Genomic DNA, 20,252 nt, shown 5'->3' with positions numbered 1-20,252 from the left:
TGTGCGGGGCTCGCGAAGTGCGCCGGGCCCACGGAAGGCACCAGGCTCACGGAATGCGGCGGCCCGCACCGGTGCGGGCCGGGGACCGGAGGGGGCGACGGTGCCTGGCCGTGGCGACACATCGGGAAGTGACCGTACGGAGCTGCTCCCGCGCGGCTACCGGGTCGGCGGCTGGGAGGTCACCGAACCGATCGCGTCCGGCGGCTGGGCAACGGTGTACGCGGGCCGCTCGGCCGACGGCTCGGCGCAGGAGCCGGTAGTAGAGGTCGCGCTCAAAGTCCTGCCGACCGCGGGGCTCGCACCGCGCCAGGCCCGCAAGGTCGCGGAGACCGCCCGGCGCGAGGTCGAACTGGACCGCCGGGCCGGGCATCCGCGGCTGATCCACCTGCTGGACTCCGTCGTGATCAGCGATCCGGACCGGGCGTTCCTGGACGGTGCGATCGTGCTGGTGATGGAGCGGGCCGAGCGAAGTCTGCGGGACCTGTTCGACGCCGGAGCCGCCAAGAACGCCGGAACCGCGAAGAACGCCGGAACCGCGAAAGACGCCGGAGTCGCGGAGGCGGACGTCGCCCGGCTGTTCGCCGAGATCTGTGAAGGCCTCGCCCACCTGCACGGCAGCGGCTGGGTACACGGCGACCTCAAGCCGGAGAACATCCTGCTGATGGCCGACGGTGCGCTCAAGCTCTCGGACTTCGGGCTCGCCACCGAACTAACCGGCACCGACGGCACCCACGGGTACGCGCCGCCGATGGGCACCCTGGACTACCTCCCGCCCGAGCGCTGGCAGGCCCCGCTCGGCGAGCACGGCGTGGAGGTCCGGCCCAGTGCCGACATCTGGGCCCTGGGCATCATGGTCCACGAGGTGTTCGCGTCCGGCGCCTCGCCGTTCCCCGGCGCGACGCCGGTGGCGCGCGGCGCGGCGTTACAGGAGTACGCCGAGGGGCGCGCACCGCTGCGGATCGACAGTGCGGTGCCGCCGTTCTGGCGTGCGCTGGCCATCGACTGCCTGGCCCCGACCCACGCCGACCGCTGCGCGCACAGCGCCGAGAGCCTCCTGGCCCGCATCACCGCACGGTCGGCGCCGCCCCGCCGGGTACGCCGCCGGTGGCGAACCCGCGCCACCCTCGTGACCGTCGCGGTGTGCGCGGTGGCCGCGACGATCTGGTCGTACGCCGTCGGCGACGCCGCATCGGGCGCGAGAGGTGAACCTCCGGGCCGACTCCGGGTGTTCAACGCCGACGACGGCTGCCGGGACCGTACGGACCGGAACCCGCAGTGCAGTCTCGGCCTGGCGATCGACCCCCTTCAGCCGTACACCGTCGACAACGTCGTACCGACACGGGTGTGGCACGGCGACGTCCTCGCCGTCGACTGCCGCCTCCCCCAAGGGATACCCATCATCGACGAGTCGGACGCGAGCTCCACCGAGTGGTACCGCGTCCGCCTGCCGGCCGGCTCCGCCCGGACCTCGGCCTGGCTGCCCGCCGTACGCACCACGGACCACCCCCGGGTCCCCGACTGCCCGCGGCCCACACCCACACCCACACCGTGAGTGTCGGCGTTCGCGGCGCGGGCTGTCACTCCGGATCGTTCCGGATATGCCGCCCGGCACCCCACGACTACTTTGCGGACCGTTGGCCGACGGGCCGCGCCCTCACCAGTTTTCTCCCCTTCTCCACCCGGCTATTCCGACACACGAAGGAGCAGACACGTGCGTGGCTCGACCGAACGACGCGCGATTTGGAGATCAGCGGTCCTGCTGGTCGTAGTGGCCACCGTGACCGGCCTCGGCAACCCGGCATTCGCCCGGAGCGCCGACGACGTGCCGGGCCCCCTCGGGCACGCCGCCCCGGCCACGCTGTACTGCGACATTCCGGCGGACCGGGACATCGCCGTGACCCGCAAGGTGTACGAGGTCGGGCAGCGCCGCGGCGTGTCCGACAAGGTGATGCTCGCCGGCTTCGAGACGGGCTGGGTCGAGTCCCGGATGAACAACCTGGCGTGCGGGGACCGGGATTCGCTCGGTGTCTTCCAGCAGCGGCCCTCGATGGGCTGGTGCGAACCCGCCCAGTGCCTCGACGTCGACTACGCGGCGAACAAGTTCTTCGAGGTGGCCCAGCAGATGGAGCCCGACTGGGACACCGCGGGCGAGCTGGCCCAGGCCGTCCAGCGTTCCGCATACCCGGAGCGCTACCCCCAGGCGGAGGGCTCCGCCCGGGAGTTGATGGCCGAGGCGTTCCAGCCGTACGGCACGATCGGCACGAAGTACGCCGCTCTGGGCGGCCCCAATGGCCCGCTCGGCGGGCCGGTCCGCGCCGAGGAGAACTCCTCGCTCGGCGGACGGTTCCAGCTCTTCCAGAACGGGATCATCATCTGGCACCCGGACGAGGCCCACGCGATCTACGGGGACATCCTGACGAAGTTCTGGGACACGGACGCAGAACGCCGCTGGGGCTTCCCCACCACCGACGAAGCGGACGCGGCACAAGCACCCGACGGCACCCGAGGCCGCTACCAGTTCTTCGAACGCGGCCTCTTCCTCTGGTCACCCCAGACCGGCGCCCACACCGTCCACGGCGCGATCTACGACGCCTTCCACGCCGCCGGACACGAAAGCGCACTCGGCTACCCCATCACCGACGAGATGGACGAAGCGGGCGGCAAGGCACAGAAGTTCCAGAAGGCCACCATCCACTGGAACGCCGACCGAGGCACCTGGATCACCGACAACTGACCGGGAGACAGCTATGAGACCGCTGATCCTTCGGCGTGCGATCGGGGCGGTGACGCTGATCCTGGCGGCCCTCGCGGTCATGTTCACCACGGCGCCGGCCGCGAGCGCGTCGGAGCCGGGCGGGCCGATCGGGCGCGGCGAGGCGATGGACCGCGCATGGTCGTGGATCGCCGAGCAGGTCCCGTACAGCCAGAGCGGCTGCCACGAGAACCAGTTCGGCTGCTACCGGCCGGACTGCTCGGGATACGTATCGATGGCCTGGAACCTCGGCACGTCCCTGACCACCTGGGCCCTGTGGGACGTCACCTTCGACATCCCCGCGAGCGACCTCCAGCCCGGCGACGCCCTGCTGCGCGACTCGGGCGGCACGGACCACGTGGCACTGTTCCTCCGCTGGGCGGACCCGGCCCACACACAGCCGGTGGTGCGCGAGGAGTACGACTTCGGGCACGTCGCCGAGGAGCGGGTGTGGGCCGACGGACTCAGGGGCTTCACGCCCCGCCGCTACAACAACCTCGACGACCTGATTCCGTACGGCACCATCGCGACGAAGTACGACAGCACGGGCGGCCCCAACGGCCCGCTCGGCCGGCCGATCACGGGTGAACGCGACTCCTCGCTCGGCGGACGGTTCCAGCAGTTCCAGAACGGGATCATCATCTGGCACCCGGACGAGGCCCACGCGATCTACGGGGACATCCTGACGAAGTTCTGGGACACGGACGCAGAACGCCGCTGGGGCTTCCCCACGACCGACGAAGCGGACGCGGCACAAGCACCCGACGGCACCCGAGGCCGCTACCAGTTCTTCGAACGCGGCCTCTTCCTCTGGTCACCCCAGACCGGCGCCCACACCGTCCACGGCGCGATCTACGACGCCTTCCACGCCGCCGGACACGAAAGCGCACTCGGCTACCCCATCACCGACGAGATGGACGAAGCGGGCGGCAAGGCACAGAAGTTCCAGAAGGCCACCATCCACTGGAACGCCGACCGAGGCACCTGGATCACCGACAACTGACGTCCCTTCACTGCCACTTACGACCCGGAGGTCGTGTTGAGCAAGCACCAACCCACCCGCAGGAACGTCCTGAAGACCGCAGGCGGGCTCTCCGCCGCGCTGGCGCTCGGCGCCGGGAGCGTCCTCGCGACGGCCACGACGGCGAGCGCGGCCGGTGACGGCTTCGGGCTGCACATCGTGAACCACGACGAGCGCGATCGCCGCATGAAGTACTACCGGTTCCAGACCGGCGCGATCGGCTGGAACCCCGGCGTCAACGTCCTGCTCCCCGACGACTACGACACCAGCGGCCGCACCTACCCGGTGCTCTACCTCTTCCACGGCGGCGGTCTCACCTCGGACTTCATCGAATTCGACCGGGCGGGTGTCCGCGAATGGACCGCCGGGAAGCCGATCATCGTCGTGATGCCCGACGGCGGCCACGCCGGCTGGTACTCCAACCCGGTCAGCTCCAACACCGGCCCCCGTAACTGGGAGACCTTCCACATCGCCCAGCTCGTCCCGTGGATCGACGCGAACTTCCGGACGTACGCCGAGTACGACGGCCGGGCGGTCGCCGGGTTCTCCATGGGCGGCTTCGGCGCGCTGAAGTACGCGGCCAAGTACTACGGCCACTTCGCCTCGGTCAGCGCCCACTCCGGCCCGGCCAGCCTGCGCCGCAACCTCGGCGCGATCACGCACTGGGCCAATGTGTCCTCCGCCGCCGCGGACCTGGCGGGCGGCACCGTCTACGGCGCTCCGCTGTGGGACGAGGCCAGGGTCAGCGCCGACAACCCGGTCGAGCGCATCGAGAGCTACCGCAACAAGCGGGTCTTCCTGGTCGCCGGCACCGGTGGCCAGCCCGTGCCCTGGTTCAGCCAGGTCAGCGAGGACAACGTGCTCCAGGGCCAGCGGGAGTTCCGCGGCCTCCTCGACGGGGCCGGCATCCCGTACGAGGCGCACGAGGAGCCCGGCAGCCATGAGTTCCGCGTCCCCCTGTTCCTCCGCGACCTCGACGGCATCATCGGGCGCCTGCGCAAGGCGTAACACGGCGTTGTGAAACCCGGGGCGGGGCGGGGCTGGGCTGGTTCGCGCCCGGCCCCGCCCCGCCCGCCCCATCCCCCAGACACACGGAGGATCGAACATGTCCACCCCTTCGCAGCCGGAGCGCCGAGCCGCCACCCGCCGGTCGGCTCTCAAGGCCGGTATGGGCTTCGTCCTGGGCGCCGGCCTGCTGGGCGCTGCCCCCGGTACCGCAGCCGCCGGCGACCGGTCCACCCCGACCGCCACCGGGCGCCCGACTGCGCGACTGCTCCAGACCGGTACGCCGCTGTGCGAGCAGCCCGGCGACTCGGCGAGCGCACAGGGGCTCGGCTCCGGGGACCTGGCGATCCCGTACTACCGGGAGCACGACAACACCTGGGGCTACGTGTTCGGCGACGCGTTCGGCGGAATCGCCCAGGCCGACCCCTACCTCGGGTCTCCGGTGATCCTGAACCAAGACAACTTCGACGCCTCCGGCGGGACTCCCATCTCGTTCTCCTGGGCGATGCCCACCGGGGGCGCCGCCAAGCAGTGCTTCGACTACGCGCACTGGGCGGACAACGGGCACGGCTTCGAGATCTCCCGCATTCCCAACGACTGCATCGAGTTCGGCGGGCGCACCTACATCCAGTACACGTCCGTGGCCCTGTGGGAGAACATCCCGGCCGGGTACGACGGCTCGCTGATGTCGGGCGTCGCGTACTCGGACGACTACGGCGTGACCTGGCAGGACTACCCGTACCACTGGGCCGGCGACACCCAGGGGACGAACCAGTCCATGTACGGGATGTGGTCGTTCGCCGGCATCGACCCCGACGGCTGGCTGTACATCTTCTCCAAGCGCTGGAACGGCACACACGTGAACACCGCCGACGGCGGCGCGATCCAGCTGTTCCGCATCTGGCCGGACGAGTTCCGCGCGGGCAACTTCGGGGCCCAGGAGAACTGGGCCTTCCTGGACGGCCGTTGGCAGTGGACGAGGGCGGTGGGGCCATCGATCATGCTGTCCGGGAACAAGATCGGCGAGTTCTCCGTCAAGCGGATCGGCAACACGTACTGCATGAGCTACTTCGATGTGGACGACTACTCGATCTGCACACGCACCGCGCCCCGCCCGGACGCCGTGTGGACCGCCCCCAAGCCCCAGATCGTCGGCGATGGCCTCCCGCCGCACCACTGGAGCAAGCCCCAACTCCCGTTCCTCTACGGCGGATACATCCACCCCGGCAGCGCGAGCGCCACGTCCCTGACCCTGATCGCCTCGCAGTGGCAGTCCGTGAACCACGGAAAGACGCCCTACCGCGTCCTCCAGTACGACGGCATCCAGCCCTGACGTCCCCTGTCCCCGGAGGGGACGTCCCGGCGGCCTCGCTCCGGAAGCGAGGCCGCGCGGATCACTTGGCGGGCAGTGGCACCGAACCGTGGATGGAGTAGTGGTCGGACAGCCCGACGTACGCCGTCACCGAGCACGCGCTGAACTGGAACGGGCTGAAGATGTAGTCGATCTTCTCGCCGTCCTTGGTGTTGGGACCGTCGTACACACCGTCCTTCTCGGCGCATTCCTGGTACCGGTCGTACATCGTGGTCAGCACGTCGAGGTTCCGGGCGGGCGGGCTCACGTTCAGGTCGCCCCCGAAGACCGGCCGGTAGCCGCGCTGGTCGGCCTTCTCCATGAGCGTCGCCGCCTGCTTCTTCTGCCAGGTGCGCTCGGGGTCGTCCCAGCCCTTGCCCCCGGTGCTGAAGTGCGCGGCGCAGAACGCAGCGATCCAGCTCGTTACTCTGCGGAACAACTTTCCCTGCCTCCCTGGCATTTACAAACGGTCCGGGATCATTTCACGCAGCTTTCTCCCGCCGCCCCTCCCTTACGCCTTCGCCGCGCACTCGGCCCAGAGCAGCTTCCCGCCCTGCCCCGGCAGCCCGCCCCGCATCGGATACGCGCCCCAGCACTCCGCGTAGAGCGTGACGAGATAGAGCCCGCGCCCCCGCTCGGCCAACTCCTCCGGCGTCTCGGCGCCCCACCGGAACGGTGCCGGGATGTGCGGATCGGTGTCCCAGACGCTCAGCCGGACCCGGCTGCGTCCGGCGTCGCGCAGGCGCAGGGAGTACGGCCCCGAGGAGTACAGGTAGGCGTTGGTGACCAGCTCACTGGCCAACCGCTCGGCCACTTCGGTGAGTTCGGGCATGCCGTGCACGCGCAGGACGTTGCGGAGGGTGGCGCGGGCGACGCCGGGGGCGCGGGGATCCTGCGGGAGTTGGAGTGTGTATGTCCAGGGCGGGGATACCGTGGAACCGACCATGGAAGTCTCCGTTCACGGGAGGAAGTTGGATCGCGGATTTCCGGTTGCCCGGTGACGAGGCCGCTCCGTCGAGCGGGGTACTTCCGGGCGGGTGGCCTGAGACCGAGACTAGACTCACGGCAAAGAGATTTTGCCGAATAGCGAGAAAATGCAGGCCGATTCCCTCGTGTGAGTGACAGCCCAACCATCCCCACATCAGGAGGAGTTCGATGGCAGCGAGGCCACCACTCACGGCCCGTCGCAGTCGTCTTGGAGCTGAGCTCCGCAAGCTCAGGGAGCAGGCGGGGATGACCGCGACCGAGGCCGCGAAGCGGGTGGGAACCAGCTCAGGACAGTTGAGCAACGTGGAGTCCGCCCGTTTCGGTGTGAGCCCCGAACGGGTGCGCGCGATGGCGCGCATCTACGCCTGTTCCGACGACGCGTACGTCAATGCGCTGGCCGCCATGGCGATCGAGCGGTCATCCGGCTGGTGGGAGCAGTACCGGGACATCCTCCCGACAGGGCTGCTGGACCTGGCAGAGTTCGAACACCACGCGGTCGCCCTGCGAACCGCCTACACCTGCCACATTCCAGGGCTGCTCCAGACCCCGGACCACGCACGCGCCGTGTTCGGCCAGGTCGTACCGCAACTGACGCCGCCAGAGATCGAGCACCGCGTCTCCCACCGCATCAAGCGCCAGGACGTCATCTACCGGGCATCTCCCGTCACATACTCGGCCGTCATACACGAGGCGGCTCTCCGAATGAAGTTCGGCGGACGCAACGCAGCACGCAAGCAGCTGGAGCACATCTTGTCGATGAGCAGCCAGTCTCATATCAACGTCTCCGTGATCCCGTTCGACGCCGGCGCCTACCCAGGATCCGGACAATCGGTCGCGTACGGGCTCGGCCCGGCTCCTCAGCTGGACACGGTGCATCTCGACCAGTCCCACGGGCCGGTGTTGCTGGACGCCGAGCACCAGCTACTGAAGTACCGCACGCTCCTCGACCGGATGGAAGCCGTCGCGCTCACCCCGAAGAAATCGCAGAACTTCATCCGCCGTATCGCACAGGAACTGTGAAAGGACGCCGCCGTGCCCACATCCCCCTGGCAGAAGTCGTCGTACTGCGGGGAAGGAGATGCGTGTATACACATATCCACCTCGCCCGGGCGCACCGTTCGCCTCACCGAATCCGGCGACCCCAGCGGAGCGGTGCTCCGCACCACACCCACTGCCTGGGCCGCCCTCGTACGCACCATCAAGGAGAGCCGCAGCCTTGACTGACACCGTCGGCATCCCCACCAACCTCGCGTGAAGGAACCGAAATGTGCTCCGCCGCATGGCAGAAGTCGTCCTACTGCGCACAGGGCGAGGCATGCATTCACGTGACTACAGCCAGAACCAGAACCGGCACGGTCAGCCTCACCGAGAGCAGCGACCCCGCCGGAGCCGTACTCCGCACCACGCCCACCGCCTGGGCCGCCCTCGTACGCACCATCAAGGATGGACCGCACCCATGACTGACACCCCCGGCATCCCCGCCGACCTGACCTGGGTCCGCGCCGCCCCCGAAGGCGAGGAGGGGCCCGGCCCCTGGATCGAGATCGCCTTCGGTCCGGACGAACTCGTCTACCTCCGCGAGACCGGCGACCCCACCAACATCGTCACGACCACTCGGACGAAATGGGTGGCCTTCACCAAGGGCGTCATGGCAGGCGAGTTCGACCACTTCGCCGAACTCGGCGGGGAGGCCCCGGCCACCGGCTAGTGCCGGGCCTCACCGCCGAGGAGGAGCGCCTGCGTCCGCCCAGGCGCGGACGAACCGTTCGTGCGCGGGCGGCGGGACGGCGGCGGCCGGAGGCGTCGGCACGGGGCGCGGGGCCTTCGCGGCGGTGAGTTCCTTGCGGACGGCGCGGTGGTGGTCGAGGGTCCAGGTGTTCCAGCGGCGTACGGTGCGGTCGGCCGGGCGGTCGAAGGCGTGCAGTTGGAGGTGGAGGGCCGCCGCGTCGCGGCCGACGCCGAGGGACGCCGCCACCTCGTCCACCAGGGCCGGGACGCTGAACAGCGGGTTGGCCTCGTACTGGCCCGGTGGGACCGGGGTGTCCGTCGAGCGGTCCGCCAGGGCGCGCAGGGCGGTGAGCTGATCGGCGGGGATGTCCGTGAGCTGGTCGAGCAGCAGGCGGGCACCCTCCGCGACCGGGTCGCCGACCGGTCGTTCGCTGAACGCCCAGGTGAGGGCGGTGACGGCGGACCGTATCTCCTCGGTGTCCAGCGGCGCTTCCGCCAGGCGCCCGGTGAGGAGGGCGGTGGCCCAGGTTTCGGGCAGGCCGTGGTCCTTGGCCAGCGCGGCGGCATGGCTGCCGTCGTCGGTGTACGGGGTGATCGCGAGCCGGTCGGACCATTCGGCGGCCATCCGGTCCGCGGCAGCGGTCATGCCACCGGGGGCCCAGAGGTCCGCCGGATCGGCGGGTACGGCGGCGGCGAGCACGGCATGCCGGCCGGCGAGGCCGAGACGCCCCTTCAGCTCGTCGTACGCGTACACGGTGGTCCGGTCGGCCTTGTACGGCTTGGCGCGGCACAGCTTCAGGTGCGCCGCGTAGTCGTCGCTGCCGGCGAATCCGTCGAGGACCAGGGCGGCGATCGCGCGGGGCACCCCCGTACGCCACCGGAACAGGTCCACGGCCTCCTCGGGCACCGGCAGCGGGCCGCGTTCGGCGAGCACGGCTAGCAGGCGGGGGAGCCGGATGGTCTCGTCGGCCGCGACGGTGCGGGTCTCGCACTCCTCGGCACCGGCGGGCGCCGGGTCGGCGGACCGCTGGAGGAAGGGGGCGAGGTCGCTGCGGACCGGGCCAGAAGCCACCAGAGCGCCGGACGAGCGGAGTTCGGCGATCCCGGGTTCCGGGGCACGGCCGGTGCGCCAGGTGGTGCCCGGTTCCGCGAACGGCTGGCGGCTCCACACGTCGAGCAGCGCGGTGAGTGCCTGCCGGTGCTCGCCCGGGGTGGCGGCGACGGCGGCCCGCCAAGCCACGGCGTCGATCCGGCCGGTCAGCACCGCCCACTCGGACGGAGGCGCGGGCAGCGCCAGCACCCGTACCTCGTCGTCGATCTCGCCGCGCAGATACCGGCCGTCGGCGGCGACCGCGGTGAGGAGGGCGGGCTGCGGCTGCGGAGGCCGTTCCTCGTACCCCCGCAGCTGGGCCAGCAGGCCGTGCAGGGCCGGGACGAGCCGGGTGTCGGGCTCCGGGTCGGGCAGCTCGACGACCGGTCCGGAGCGCATGACGGCCACCCGGTGCGACAGCTCCTGGCGGCGGCGCAGCACATCGGCGGCGAGCTGCGCGGCGCGGGCCACACCCTGCCGGATCCGGGGGTCGGTCACCCCGGGCAGTGCGTCCTCGACGCCGGACCGCAGCAGCTCGCGTACGGCCTCGTCGGGGACCGCGCGCAGAGCGCGGGAGGAGGGCTCGTCGCGCGGGGTGAGGAAGTGCCAGAAGGCGGGCGGCGGTACGGGCCCGGCCTGCTCGCCGAGGGTGGCCCGGACCGGTCCGCGGTGACGGCTGCCGGCAAAGCCCCGGACCTGCCAGAGCAGTGAGTTGTCCTCGGCGGCATGGCAGCGGACGGTGGTGCTGCCGACCACGACGGCGTCCTCGCCGCCGGCCGGGAGGGCGAGGATGCCCCACGGGCGGCGGCCCCAGACGGTGGTGCGGTAGGAAGCCGTACGGCCGTCGGCGGACTCCAGCACGAACTCGCGGGGCGAGGGGCCCGCGTAGGGGGTGTGGTAGTTGACCCGGCAGCCGGTGAGGCGGCCGTCCTGGCCGAGCGGGGACGGCGGGGCGCCGGGCGGCAGTTCGGCGAGGATGCGGTGGTCGGGGAAGGGCCTGGTGCCGTCCGGGAACGAGTCGGGGCGGTGGAAGTCGGGCAGGGTGCGGTCGGCGGTGGGCACGCCGGTGGCGGGGTCCAGGCGGGCCCACTCCCTGCCGCCGCGGTCCTCGCTGAACACCTCGGTGCTCCAGAAGTCCCGGCCGTCGTACATCTGGTAGTCACGGTGGCCGATGCCCGCGGTGTCTCCGGGGCGCAGGACGCTCTCGCCGTCGAACCGGCCGCCGCCATCCGGGGTCTGGAACTGGTAGCCGAGGCCGCCCTGGATGCTGCCGCCGTAGGGGCGCAGCCCGTAGGACTGTTCCGGTTCGAACGTGTCGGCGGGGCTGTCGGACCAGTACGCCGTGCTGATCCCGTTCTCGTCGCCCGAGCCCGTCCAGGCGACGAGGAACTGGCCACCGACCCAGTGCACCGTGGGATGGGCGGCGCCTTCCGGCAGCTCCAGGGTGTGCTCGCCGCGCCGGCCCGCGTGGTCGACGGCGAACGCGCGGGTCTCCCCGTACACGGTGAGCACAGGCCAGGTGCAGGTGGTGTACACCGTCTCGTCCGGCCGGAATTCGGCGAGGGCCTCCTCCAGGGCGGTCCAGCCCAGCTCCTCGGGCAGGCCGGCGCGCAGGGCACGGGCCAGCGGGCCGGTGAGGTCCACCGCGTCGAGGGCCTCCTCGATGCCGTCCAGGACGATGGCGGTGGGCCGGTCGAGGAGGCCGTGCAGCTCGTCGACCGCCTCGTCGGCCGCGGCGAGCCCGCCGCCGCGCAAACTGTCGAGCAGCTTCTCGATCCGGCCGTGCACCTCGGCCGCGATGCCCGGATTGTGCGGGAGCCGGCTGATGGCGGAGCCGCCCCCGGACCGGAGCCCGGCGTGCACCGTGCCTTCGAGCCGGGAGCCGAACACGGGGTCGGCGGCGAGGGCCCTGAGGTCGCGCTGCGCGTCCTTGTCCCAGAACTCCAGGGAGATGGTGGGGCCGGGGTCGTGGACAGGGATCCCCTCGGCGAGGCACACGTCGAGCAGGTCGGCGTCCAGATGCGGCCACCGGTAGCGGTCCTCGTGGAGCCGGACCGGGGTGCCGTCCTCCTTCAGCAGCGGCGCGAACCGGGCCACCAGGTCGAACAGCTCGGCGGGCATGGCCTGGCGGGTCACCCCGCCGCCGGCGACGGTGCGGTGGGAGTACTGGGTGGCGTACCGCCGCAGCCACTCGCCGAGGCCGCCCTCCGGGGCGATCCGGCCGACCGCGGCGGCGTCGGCGACCCCGCAGCCGAGGAGCAGCCGCAGCCAGGCGGCCGCGTCGTTCTTCGACTCGGGGAACAGGTCGAGCAGGGCGGCGGCCCGGTCGTCGGCCGGCGAGTGAGCGGCGAGTGGGCCGAGCGCCGCGTCGAACAGCCGGTCCGGCACGGCCTTTCCGCGGGCGGACGCGAGCGCCTCGCCCAGCACCCGCGCCTCCTCGTCGGCGCCGAGACCGGCCGCACGCGCGGAATCCCGGACCCGGCGGGCCAGATCGGCGGGGAGCTCGCCCGGCGACGCCGCCCAGACGGCCAGCAGCCGCACGAACTCGCGGTGCGCGTCGCCCGGTTCGAACACCTCGGCCAACCAGGCCGGGGCGCCGCCGAGCTCGGTGGCGGGAAGCGCGCCGAACCGGGCGAACAGCTGCAGATTCGCCCACCGCCAGTCGGGGTCGACGGGCAGCTCGTGGGTACGCTCCGCAGCGCGCGCGTTCGCGTACGCGCGGGCGGCGGAACGGCGGTGCGTCTCCAGCATCCAGTGCCCGATGGTGTCCCAGAACCACGGCAGATGGGCGGCCGGCAGACCCCGGGCCAGGCGCCCCGCCTCGTCCACGAACCGTCCGGGCTTCTCCCAGGACCTGTACCGGCCACGGTCCGCCTGCTCCAGCACGTCGCGGGCACCGGCCTCGGCGCCGGGGACCCGGGCGCGCGCCCAGTCGGCGTACGTCTCGGAGATGCGGTGATTGGCCGGGAGCGGGACGGGAGTTCCGGTGCTGCTGGTCATGTGTACGAGTCTGGCAGGCGGCACTGACAACCGATCTCGAGAGCCCGGGTAGAGCAATGACCTTGTGTAGGGTCCCGGCATGCCTGCCTTCCGCGACTTCAACTTCAAGCTGCTGGTCATCGAGAAACTCATGTACGAGGACGAGACGCTCACCCCGGCCTTCAGTATCGATGAATGCCTGCGGGCAAAGGGGATCGAGGACGCGCAGCTCTACGCGTTCGACAACGATCTCGCCTACACGGTGCTCGACGAGGCCCGCGCCCACTTCGAGGCACTGGAGATAAGCGAGGAACTGCTCGCGACGGTGGAGAGCCTCCTCGTCGACGGCGGGCACCAGGTGTACTACGAGTGCTCCCCGGTCTGGGACGGCGAGGACGAATTGTTCGACGTGGGTTCACTCGACGACCTCGACCTGCTGCCGAACCTGCGGCGGATCACCGGCACCAAGAATTGCGGGCTGGGCGTCCCGTTCAAGGAAGAGATCCTCACCGCCCGGGGCATCGCCGCCGACTGAGGCGGGCGGGCACACGGCTGCGGCTCCGGTGACTCCGGCTCCGGTGACTCCAAGTCACGTGACTCCAGGTCAAGTGACTCCGGGTCAAGTGATCGGACAACGTGTCCGGTCACCGCACCGCGGGCATGATCAACGGCATGAACGACGAGCCGGGCAGGATCCTCCGCTGGAACTTCTTCATCGGCGGCCACCTGAGTGCGTCGGTGCCCGTACGCCTCGTCGAGCGCACCGACCGGGGCCAACTGGTGTGGATGGAGACCGGCACGCCGATGTGGCGTACGAAGCTTCCGCGCGGGGCGCATCTGCGGGACATCGCCCCGGACGACCGCCCGCCCTGCGGCTACCCGGTGGTCGCCGACCGCTGGCCGATGGGCAGCGCGCTCTTCTACCAGCCGACCGGCGCCGCGCACTCGGTGCTCTGGCTCTTCGGCCGCAGACGGAAGTTCCGCGGCTGGTACGTAAACCTGGAGCGCCGGATCCATCACGGTGACGACATCGACATCACCGACCACGAACTCGACATCAATGTCGCGCCGGACCGGAGCTGGCAGTGGAAGGACGAGGAGTCCTTCGCCGAGAAAACCGGCCACCCCGTCTACTGGTCCGCCGACGAGGCGTCCGCGATCCGGGACGAGGGCGCCTCGGTTGCCCGACTCGCCGAGGCCGGAACGTTTCCCTTCGACGGGACCTGGTGCGATTTTCGGCCGCCGGCCACCTGGACCACACCGCCCCGGCCACCCGTCCCACGCCATCCTCTGCTCTGACCGCCCCTGCTCCGACCAGGCCCGGCGCGCTGACCAGGGCATGTGCAAAATTCTCGGACAGGGTGGCGGGATGGCAATCATTGCCCGGGGTCACACCCCGTGATACACAGAGTAACCATACATATTCGGTCATACATCGTTTCGATCCGCAGGTCAGGGCGTTCGGACCGGTCAAATGTGCGGGATCCGGGTAAAGAGAGCCGTCAAGCCGTCGTACGAGAGCAGTTTCATCAGCGAAGATAGAGAGCGACCCGTGCCAAGTGGCAGGGGCAATGAACTACCCAACAGGGGCGGTGACTTACATGATCCTGGCAGCTGAAAAGGGCGACATCACCACCATCATCGGCGGAATCGCCCCGAACTGGGGGCCGTTCGGGACCTTGGGCAACGAGGCCCGCGTAATGATCGAGGTCGTGATGGCCATCGCCATCCTGCTCTGCCTCGGCATCGCGGTCTGGGGTGCGGCGAAGCAGCGCATCGGCGCGACGGCACTGCGCGACACGTTCAGCGCGGAACAGGGCAAGGGGCTGATCGTTGCCGGTTTGACCGGTGTGTTCATCATTGGATCACTCGGAACCGTGTTCACCATCGTCTACGGGATGGCCGTCTGACCGGCTGTCATCCCACGCCAGGGGCAGTCCCGCCCACCCCCACACCATCCGTCCGTCGTGCCCACCGGCAGAGGTTGCGTTCCCTGATGTCGAGTCACCACACCGCGTCCGCGCGGAATCCCGCACGGCTACCGTCGTACTACCCGGTTCAGGCAACGGTTGAGGGGGCGTACGCGGCATGAGCCTCGGCGACGACAGCGACTACGGCAACGACTCAGGCCGTACGGACGATGGATACAGCACCATCGGCGGTACGCGCCAGACCCGTACCCGCCTCCCCGACGGCGAGGGCGGCGACGGCTACGGCACCCCGCGCCGCCCCGCCCGCAAATCCCGCTCCCTGGTCATGATGGTCGGCGTGGTCGCCCTCCTGATCGCGGCTATCGCGTTCGCGAACATGGGCGGGGGCGGCGGGAAGGGCAGCGATGGTGGTTCGGGGAGCGGGGGGAGCAGCCCGAAATCTTCGTCCACCGCGGCCACGGGGACAAAGCCGGTGGCGGGGAAGAACGGGGCGATTCCGTCGGGGTTCGCGCATGACGAGCAGGGGGCGCAGAGCGCGGCGTCCAACTTCGCGGTGGCACTGGGTTCTGTCGGGATGTTCAAGAAAGACAGCCGCCACGAGATCGTGGACACCATCTACACGCCTGAGGCAGCAGCAAAGCTCAGAGGCCCGCAGGACACCGCGTACTCCACTGATTTCCTCGGGAAGCTGGGCCTGGATGCCGTTGGAAATGCGCCGCAGGGCAGCACATTCGTCTCGCGGACGATCCCTGTGGGAACGAAACTGGAAGCCTTCGAGGGCGATACGGCCAAGGTCTCGGTCTGGTACACGGGACTGATCGGCATGTCCGGGGCCGGGTCCACCGATCCCGTCAGAACCACTTGGAAGACCTGGACCGTTCAGCTCAGCTGGACGAGCGACGGCTGGAAGGCTGTCAGCGACACTCAGAAGGACGGGCCGGCCCCGGTCCCCGGGGATGTCGCCGCCTCCAGCTCGGACGAGATCAGCAAAGCCGTCGAGGAGTACGGAGGCTTCACTTATGCCCGGTAGCCCTCGCCTTCGAACCGGCTCCATCATGGCCGCACTGGCAGCGGCCCAAACAGCCGTTGTCCTCTTCTCGGCTCGTGCTTTCGCTGCGCCCACCCCGAGCCCGAGCCCGAGCAACGAAGCATGTGATCTGCTGATCGGGCCTGCCAAGCAGTACTGCGAGGACGGCGACGCCGCCCCCAAGGCCGACGCCCCCTCCACCCTCGACAGCTCCCTCGACCCCCTCTCCTCCCTCGCTCGCGGCTGCGCCGACGCCGCCGCGTGGATCGTCGGCAAGCTCAGCGAGGCCGTGAAGAGCACCGCCAACGTCGACTTCACGAACACCAAGTTCCTCCAGCAGTACGCGATCGTCTTCGCCGCCTCCACCGTCCTGACGCTCATCCTGTGGCTGCTCGCCGTGGCCAAGCGGGCGATCCGTGGCGTGCCGCTGACCACCGCGATCTCCGAAGCCATCGGGTTCCTGTGGCTGACGGTCCTCGCGTCCGCGTTCACTCCGCTGATCCTCTACACGATCGTCTCCGCGACCGACGGCGTCACCGAAGTCATCGCCACGTCCTCCGGCGGGCAGACCGACGTCTTCTTCGGGTCGTTCGCCGAAGCCCTCAAAAAGGGCTCCGACATCGGCGGCGGACCGATCATGCTGATCGTCGTCTCACTCGTGTCGATCCTCGCCGCGGGCATCCTCTGGCTGGAGCTCGTCATCCGGGCCGCCCTGCTCTACGTCGGCGCCCTGCTCGGCACCGTCGTCTACGCGGGGCTCGTCGACAAGAACATGTGGGGCCACGTCCGGCGCTGGGCGGGCATCATGATCGCGGTGATCATGGTGAAGCCGGTCATCGCCGTCGTGCTCGGGCTGGCCGGTGCGCTCTCCCAGAACGAGGGGCCGAACGCGATCTCCGCCGTCGTGTCCGGTCTCGCCATCATCCTGCTGGCGATCTTCGCCTCCGCGATGATCTACCGGTTCGTCCCCGGCTTCGGCGACGAGATCCAGGGCGCCCGCACCAACCGCAAGCAGGCCACCGACGGCTCCCAGGCCGCCGCGATGATCAGCTCCCCCGCCGCTCTGGTCTCCCAGGGCATCAAGACCCACAGCAGCCGCAGCGGGCAGAACAGCGGCGACAGCGGCAGCGGCGGGGGCCGGCCCGCCAACGCGGTCAGCGGCGGTGTCGCCGCGCACAGCTCCCGCAACTCCGGCGGGAGCGGAGTCGGCGGCGGATCTGTCCCCTCCGCCGCACCTCCGCCGCGCAGCGGATCGGGGCCGACCTCCGGCACCCCGCACGGCAGCCGCTCCCACCGTGGTGGCGGATCAGGCAGTTCAGGTAACAACAGCACGGGAGGTGGAGGGCGTTGACGACTCAGTCCCACACGATCGCGCCCCGCCGTACGTATCTCATCGGCCGGGCCCGGCCGAACGCGATCGTCGGCAAGAACCGCGAGACCGGCGAGATCGCCCTGATCATCGTCGGCGCGTTCCTCGGCATGATGAGCGGGCTGATCGTCCCGATCCTGTCCCTGCGGATCGTGCTGCTCACGGGCTTCCCCCTCCTCGCCCTCGCGATCGTGTACCTCCCGTACAAGCACCGCACCTTCTACAAATGGTTCGAGATCAACCGCAGCTACAAGCGCTCCCTGCGCCGCGGTACGGCCTACCGCTCCGCCGCCATGGAAGCGGGCGTCGGCGCCGACGGGCGCGAGGTCGAGATCGGACCGCCCCCCGGCATCGGCCGGATCAACTGGCTCGCCGCCCCCTTCGGCCCGGACGAGATCGCCGTGCTCCTGCACGCCGACCGCCGCACCGTCACCGCCGCGATCGAGATCGAGGGCCCCGGCGTCGGGCTGCGCGACAGCGAGGACCAGGAAGCGCTCGTCGACCGGTTCGGCACGCTGCTGAAGCACGTCGCCAACGGCGACGGCTTCGTGACCCGCATTCAGATGCTGGCCCGCACGCTGCCCGCCGACCCCGACGCGCACGCCAAGGACGTCGCCCAGCGCGGCGACAAGACGTCCCCGGGCTGGCTGCAGGAGTCGTACGACCAGCTCCAGTCCATGGTCTCCACCTCCAGCGAGCAGCACCGCGCGTACCTCGTGGCCTGCATGCACTTCAACCGCGAACTGGCCGCCGAGGCCAACGCCATGGCCCGCGCCGCCCGCCCCGAGGCCGGTCGCAGGCTCGACCGGGACGCGGGCCTCGCCGTCGTCATGGCGCGCGAGCTCACCGACATCTGCGCCCGCCTCGCCGAGGCCGACATCCGGGTCCGCCAGCCGCTCGGCCAGAGCCGGCTCGCCTCCCTCGTGCACTCGATGTACGACCCCGACCACCCCATCGACCACATCCAGGCCATGACCAAGCGCAACGCCTGGCCGGCCGAACTGGACGCGGTCGAGCCGACGTTCCTCCAGGCCAAGACCCGCGAGTCGGTCACCCGCGCTCCCTGGTGTCACTCCACGGCCTGGGTGAAGGAGTGGCCGATGACCCCCGTCGGCGTCAACTTCCTGGCCCCGCTCCTCGTCCACACGCCCGATGTGATCCGTACGGTCGCGGTCTGCATGGATCTCGAGCCCACCGAGATCGCCATCGAGCGGATGCTCACCGAGAAGACGAACGACGAGGCGGAAGCCAGCCGTCAGGCCAAGATGAACCGCACCGTCGACCCGCGCGACATCGCCGCACACGGCCGGCTCGACCAGCGGGGTGAAGATCTCGCGAGCGGGGCGGCCGGGGTGAACCTGGTGGGCTACATCACCGTTTCGTCGCGCTCGCCGGAAGCCCTGGCCCGCGACAAGCGGACGATCCGGGCCTCGGCCGGCAAGTCGTATCTCAAGCTGGAGTGGTGCGACCGCGAGCACCACCGCGCCTTCGTGAACACTCTGCCGTTCGCCACCGGCATCCGCCGCTAGCCGCACAGCACCAGCACCAGCACCAACACCAACCGAGAGAACCGAAAGGGAGGTCGGTCACGCCATGCGAGATCCGCTGTCCGCGCTGTCGGACGCCTTCACCGCCTTCCTCTTCGGGAAGGTGGAGACGACCAGGCTGCCCGTCCGCACATCGACCGGACAGGCCCAGGCCGTCTACCTGCCCACCGCGGCCCCCGGCCTCGGCGACTCCGGCGTGATCATCGGCCGCGAGGTCTACTCCGGCAAGGGCTACATCTACGACCCCTTCCAGCTGTACGGACAGCAGCTGCCCGCCCCGCACTGGCTGGTGCTCGGCGAGTCCGGCAACGGCAAGTCCGCGCTGGAGAAGACGTACGTGCTGCGCCAGCTCCGCTTCCGCGACCGCCAGGTCGTCGTCCTGGACGCCCAGGGCGAGGACGGCGTCGGCGAGTGGAACCTCATCGCCCAGGAGCTCGGCCTCACCCCGATCCGCCTCGACCCGACCGCCGCCCTCAACGGCGGCATCCGGCTCAACCCGCTCGACCCCGCGATCACCACCACCGGCCAGCTCGCCCTGCTCCGTACGATCATCGAGGTCGCGATGGGGCACGGGCTGGACGAGCGGTCCGGCTTCGCGCTGAAGGTCGCCCACGCGTACGTCAACGAGACGATCACCGACCGGCAGCCGGTCCTGACCGACATCGTCGACCAGCTCCGTCACCCGGAGCCCGAGTCCGCCGAGGCGATGAACGTCGACATAGACGATGTACGGGCCTGGGGCCTGGATGTCGCCCTCGTCCTGGACCGGCTCGTCGACGGTGACCTGCGCGGCATGTTCGACGGACCGACGAGCGTCGGCATCGACCTCGACTCCCCGCTGATCGTCTTCGACCTCTCGCACATCGACCGGAACTCCATCGCGATGCCGATCCTGATGGCGATCGTCGGCGTCTGGCTGGAGCACACCTGGATCAGGCCCGACCGGAAGAAACGCATCTTCCTGGTGGAAGAGGCCTGGCACATCATCAACTCGCCCTTCGTGGCGCAGCTCTTCCAGCGGCTGCTGAAGTTCGGGCGCCGGCTCGGTCTGTCGTTCGTGGCCGTCGTCCACCACCTCAGCGACGTCGTCGACGGAGCGGCTGCCCGCGAGGCCGCGGCGATCCTCAAGATGGCATCGACCCGCACGATCTACGCCCAGAAGGCCGACGAGGCCAGAGCCACGGGACGCGTGCTCGGCCTGCCCCGATGGGCGGTCGAGATCATCCCGACCCTCACCCCCGGCATCGCGGTCTGGGACGTCAACGGCAACGTCCAGGTGGTCAAACACCTGATCACCGAGGCGGAACGCCCCCTGGTCTTCACCGACCGCGCGATGACCGAGTCCTCCGCCACCGAACTCCTCCCCGAGGACGTACGCGCCGCGGACCTGGAGGCGGAGCAGCGCGCGGCACGGATCGAGCACCAACAACGGCTGAACGAGTCGTCCGAGTCAACGGTGGCATGA

The 20,252-nt window shown here is 70.2% G+C and carries 19 protein-coding genes; 16 read left to right on the top strand and 3 right to left on the bottom strand.

Annotated features, from left to right (window positions below):
* Window positions 1-100: 100 nt before the first annotated feature.
* The 5 genes from OG978_RS21925 (at window position 101) to OG978_RS21905 (ending at window position 6,111) form a co-directional block, all read left to right on the top strand.
* Window positions 101-1,552, top strand: coding sequence for a serine/threonine-protein kinase (locus tag OG978_RS21925; RefSeq protein WP_326766846.1), 1,452 nt, complete (start codon window positions 101-103; stop codon window positions 1,550-1,552).
* A gap of 186 nt (window positions 1,553-1,738) precedes the next feature.
* Window positions 1,739-2,734, top strand: coding sequence for an LGFP repeat-containing protein (locus OG978_RS21920; RefSeq protein WP_442817844.1), 996 nt, complete (start codon window positions 1,739-1,741; stop codon window positions 2,732-2,734).
* Between the two features lie 13 nt (window positions 2,735-2,747).
* Complete coding sequence (locus tag OG978_RS21915) at window positions 2,748-3,755, top strand: hypothetical protein (RefSeq protein ID WP_442817727.1); 1,008 nt, start codon at window positions 2,748-2,750, stop codon at window positions 3,753-3,755.
* 36 nt (window positions 3,756-3,791) lie between these two features.
* Window positions 3,792-4,781 (top strand): alpha/beta hydrolase, encoded by a 990-nt coding sequence (locus OG978_RS21910; RefSeq protein WP_326766844.1) that lies wholly within the window; start codon window positions 3,792-3,794, stop codon window positions 4,779-4,781.
* 97 nt (window positions 4,782-4,878) lie between these two features.
* Window positions 4,879-6,111, top strand: coding sequence for a DUF4185 domain-containing protein (locus tag OG978_RS21905; protein WP_326766843.1), 1,233 nt, complete (start codon window positions 4,879-4,881; stop codon window positions 6,109-6,111).
* Between the two features lie 61 nt (window positions 6,112-6,172).
* On the opposite strand, the gene OG978_RS21900 is transcribed toward OG978_RS21905, so the two are convergent.
* Together OG978_RS21900 and OG978_RS21895 are read right to left on the bottom strand one after the other, a co-directional pair.
* Window positions 6,173-6,568 carry a hypothetical protein gene (locus OG978_RS21900; protein WP_326766842.1) on the bottom strand — a complete coding sequence of 132 codons (396 nt, stop codon included), beginning with the start codon at window positions 6,566-6,568 and terminating at the stop codon, window positions 6,173-6,175.
* Between the two features lie 72 nt (window positions 6,569-6,640).
* Complete coding sequence (locus OG978_RS21895; RefSeq protein WP_326766841.1) at window positions 6,641-7,075, bottom strand: ATP-binding protein; 435 nt, start codon at window positions 7,073-7,075, stop codon at window positions 6,641-6,643.
* A gap of 209 nt (window positions 7,076-7,284) precedes the next feature.
* On the opposite strand from OG978_RS21895, the gene OG978_RS21890 reads away from it, so the two are divergent.
* The 4 genes from OG978_RS21890 to OG978_RS21875 are packed head-to-tail and all read left to right on the top strand — an operon-like array spanning window position 7,285 to window position 8,824.
* Window positions 7,285-8,136 (top strand): helix-turn-helix domain-containing protein, encoded by an 852-nt coding sequence (locus OG978_RS21890; protein ID WP_326766840.1) that lies wholly within the window; start codon window positions 7,285-7,287, stop codon window positions 8,134-8,136.
* Window positions 8,137-8,148: 12 nt separating this feature from the next.
* Complete coding sequence (locus tag OG978_RS21885) at window positions 8,149-8,340, top strand: DUF397 domain-containing protein (protein WP_326766839.1); 192 nt, start codon at window positions 8,149-8,151, stop codon at window positions 8,338-8,340.
* A 41-nt stretch (window positions 8,341-8,381) separates the two neighbouring features.
* On the top strand, window positions 8,382-8,576 hold the full coding sequence (locus OG978_RS21880; RefSeq protein ID WP_326766838.1) for a DUF397 domain-containing protein: 195 nt from the start codon (window positions 8,382-8,384) through the stop codon (window positions 8,574-8,576).
* The gene (locus OG978_RS21875) at window positions 8,573-8,824 is read left to right on the top strand and encodes a DUF397 domain-containing protein (protein WP_326766837.1); all 252 of its coding nucleotides are present in this window, start codon (window positions 8,573-8,575) and stop codon (window positions 8,822-8,824) included. Before OG978_RS21880 ends, OG978_RS21875 begins: the two co-directional genes overlap by 4 nt.
* Before the next feature lie 9 nt (window positions 8,825-8,833).
* On the opposite strand, the gene OG978_RS21870 is transcribed toward OG978_RS21875, so the two are convergent.
* Window positions 8,834-12,934 carry a hypothetical protein gene (locus tag OG978_RS21870; protein WP_326766836.1) on the bottom strand — a complete coding sequence of 1,367 codons (4,101 nt, stop codon included), beginning with the start codon at window positions 12,932-12,934 and terminating at the stop codon, window positions 8,834-8,836.
* Between the two features lie 79 nt (window positions 12,935-13,013).
* Between OG978_RS21870 and OG978_RS21865 the strand changes: the two genes are divergently transcribed.
* The 7 genes from OG978_RS21865 (at window position 13,014) to OG978_RS21835 (ending at window position 20,252) form a co-directional block, all read left to right on the top strand.
* Window positions 13,014-13,448 carry a DUF6892 domain-containing protein gene (locus OG978_RS21865; protein ID WP_326766835.1) on the top strand — a complete coding sequence of 145 codons (435 nt, stop codon included), beginning with the start codon at window positions 13,014-13,016 and terminating at the stop codon, window positions 13,446-13,448.
* A 137-nt stretch (window positions 13,449-13,585) separates the two neighbouring features.
* The gene (locus tag OG978_RS21860) at window positions 13,586-14,212 is read left to right on the top strand and encodes a DUF402 domain-containing protein (protein WP_326766834.1); all 627 of its coding nucleotides are present in this window, start codon (window positions 13,586-13,588) and stop codon (window positions 14,210-14,212) included.
* Window positions 14,213-14,514: 302 nt separating this feature from the next.
* Window positions 14,515-14,823: a hypothetical protein gene (locus OG978_RS21855; RefSeq protein WP_072489575.1), complete on the top strand. Its 309-nt coding sequence runs from the start codon at window positions 14,515-14,517 to the stop codon at window positions 14,821-14,823.
* A gap of 178 nt (window positions 14,824-15,001) precedes the next feature.
* The gene (locus OG978_RS21850) at window positions 15,002-15,874 is read left to right on the top strand and encodes a hypothetical protein (protein ID WP_326766833.1); all 873 of its coding nucleotides are present in this window, start codon (window positions 15,002-15,004) and stop codon (window positions 15,872-15,874) included.
* A gap of 25 nt (window positions 15,875-15,899) precedes the next feature.
* Window positions 15,900-17,222, top strand: a complete 1,323-nt coding sequence (locus tag OG978_RS21845; RefSeq protein WP_442817726.1) for a hypothetical protein — start codon at window positions 15,900-15,902, stop codon at window positions 17,220-17,222.
* Window positions 17,219-18,769 carry an SCO6880 family protein gene (locus OG978_RS21840; protein WP_326766831.1) on the top strand — a complete coding sequence of 517 codons (1,551 nt, stop codon included), beginning with the start codon at window positions 17,219-17,221 and terminating at the stop codon, window positions 18,767-18,769. Before OG978_RS21845 ends, OG978_RS21840 begins: the two co-directional genes overlap by 4 nt.
* A 64-nt stretch (window positions 18,770-18,833) precedes the next feature.
* Window positions 18,834-20,252, top strand: a complete 1,419-nt coding sequence (locus OG978_RS21835; RefSeq protein WP_326766830.1) for an ATP-binding protein — start codon at window positions 18,834-18,836, stop codon at window positions 20,250-20,252.

The sequence above is a fragment of the Streptomyces sp. NBC_01591 genome, from assembly GCF_035918155.1.
Lineage (GTDB): Bacteria > Actinomycetota > Actinomycetes > Streptomycetales > Streptomycetaceae > Streptomyces.
Note: the sequence above shows the minus strand (reverse complement) of the source record. Positions and strands in the feature narration are given on the sequence as shown.

Excerpts from the sequence above, each read along its gene's own strand:
- OG978_RS21845 (WP_442817726.1), top strand. The coding sequence starts at position 15,900 with ATGGCCGCACTGGCAGCGGCCCAAACAGCCGTTGTCCTCTTCTCGGCT.
- OG978_RS21870 (WP_326766836.1), bottom strand. The coding sequence starts at position 12,934 with ATGACCAGCAGCACCGGAACTCCCGTCCCGCTCCCGGCCAATCACCGC.
- OG978_RS21905 (WP_326766843.1), top strand. The coding sequence starts at position 4,879 with ATGTCCACCCCTTCGCAGCCGGAGCGCCGAGCCGCCACCCGCCGGTCG.
- OG978_RS21915 (WP_442817727.1), top strand. The coding sequence starts at position 2,748 with ATGAGACCGCTGATCCTTCGGCGTGCGATCGGGGCGGTGACGCTGATC.
- OG978_RS21880 (WP_326766838.1), top strand. The coding sequence starts at position 8,382 with ATGTGCTCCGCCGCATGGCAGAAGTCGTCCTACTGCGCACAGGGCGAG.
- OG978_RS21875 (WP_326766837.1), top strand. The coding sequence starts at position 8,573 with ATGACTGACACCCCCGGCATCCCCGCCGACCTGACCTGGGTCCGCGCC.
- OG978_RS21865 (WP_326766835.1), top strand. The coding sequence starts at position 13,014 with ATGCCTGCCTTCCGCGACTTCAACTTCAAGCTGCTGGTCATCGAGAAA.
- OG978_RS21855 (WP_072489575.1), top strand. The coding sequence starts at position 14,515 with ATGATCCTGGCAGCTGAAAAGGGCGACATCACCACCATCATCGGCGGA.
- OG978_RS21850 (WP_326766833.1), top strand. The coding sequence starts at position 15,002 with ATGAGCCTCGGCGACGACAGCGACTACGGCAACGACTCAGGCCGTACG.
- OG978_RS21835 (WP_326766830.1), top strand. The coding sequence starts at position 18,834 with ATGCGAGATCCGCTGTCCGCGCTGTCGGACGCCTTCACCGCCTTCCTC.
- OG978_RS21895 (WP_326766841.1), bottom strand. The coding sequence starts at position 7,075 with ATGGTCGGTTCCACGGTATCCCCGCCCTGGACATACACACTCCAACTC.
- OG978_RS21860 (WP_326766834.1), top strand. The coding sequence starts at position 13,586 with ATGAACGACGAGCCGGGCAGGATCCTCCGCTGGAACTTCTTCATCGGC.
- OG978_RS21890 (WP_326766840.1), top strand. The coding sequence starts at position 7,285 with ATGGCAGCGAGGCCACCACTCACGGCCCGTCGCAGTCGTCTTGGAGCT.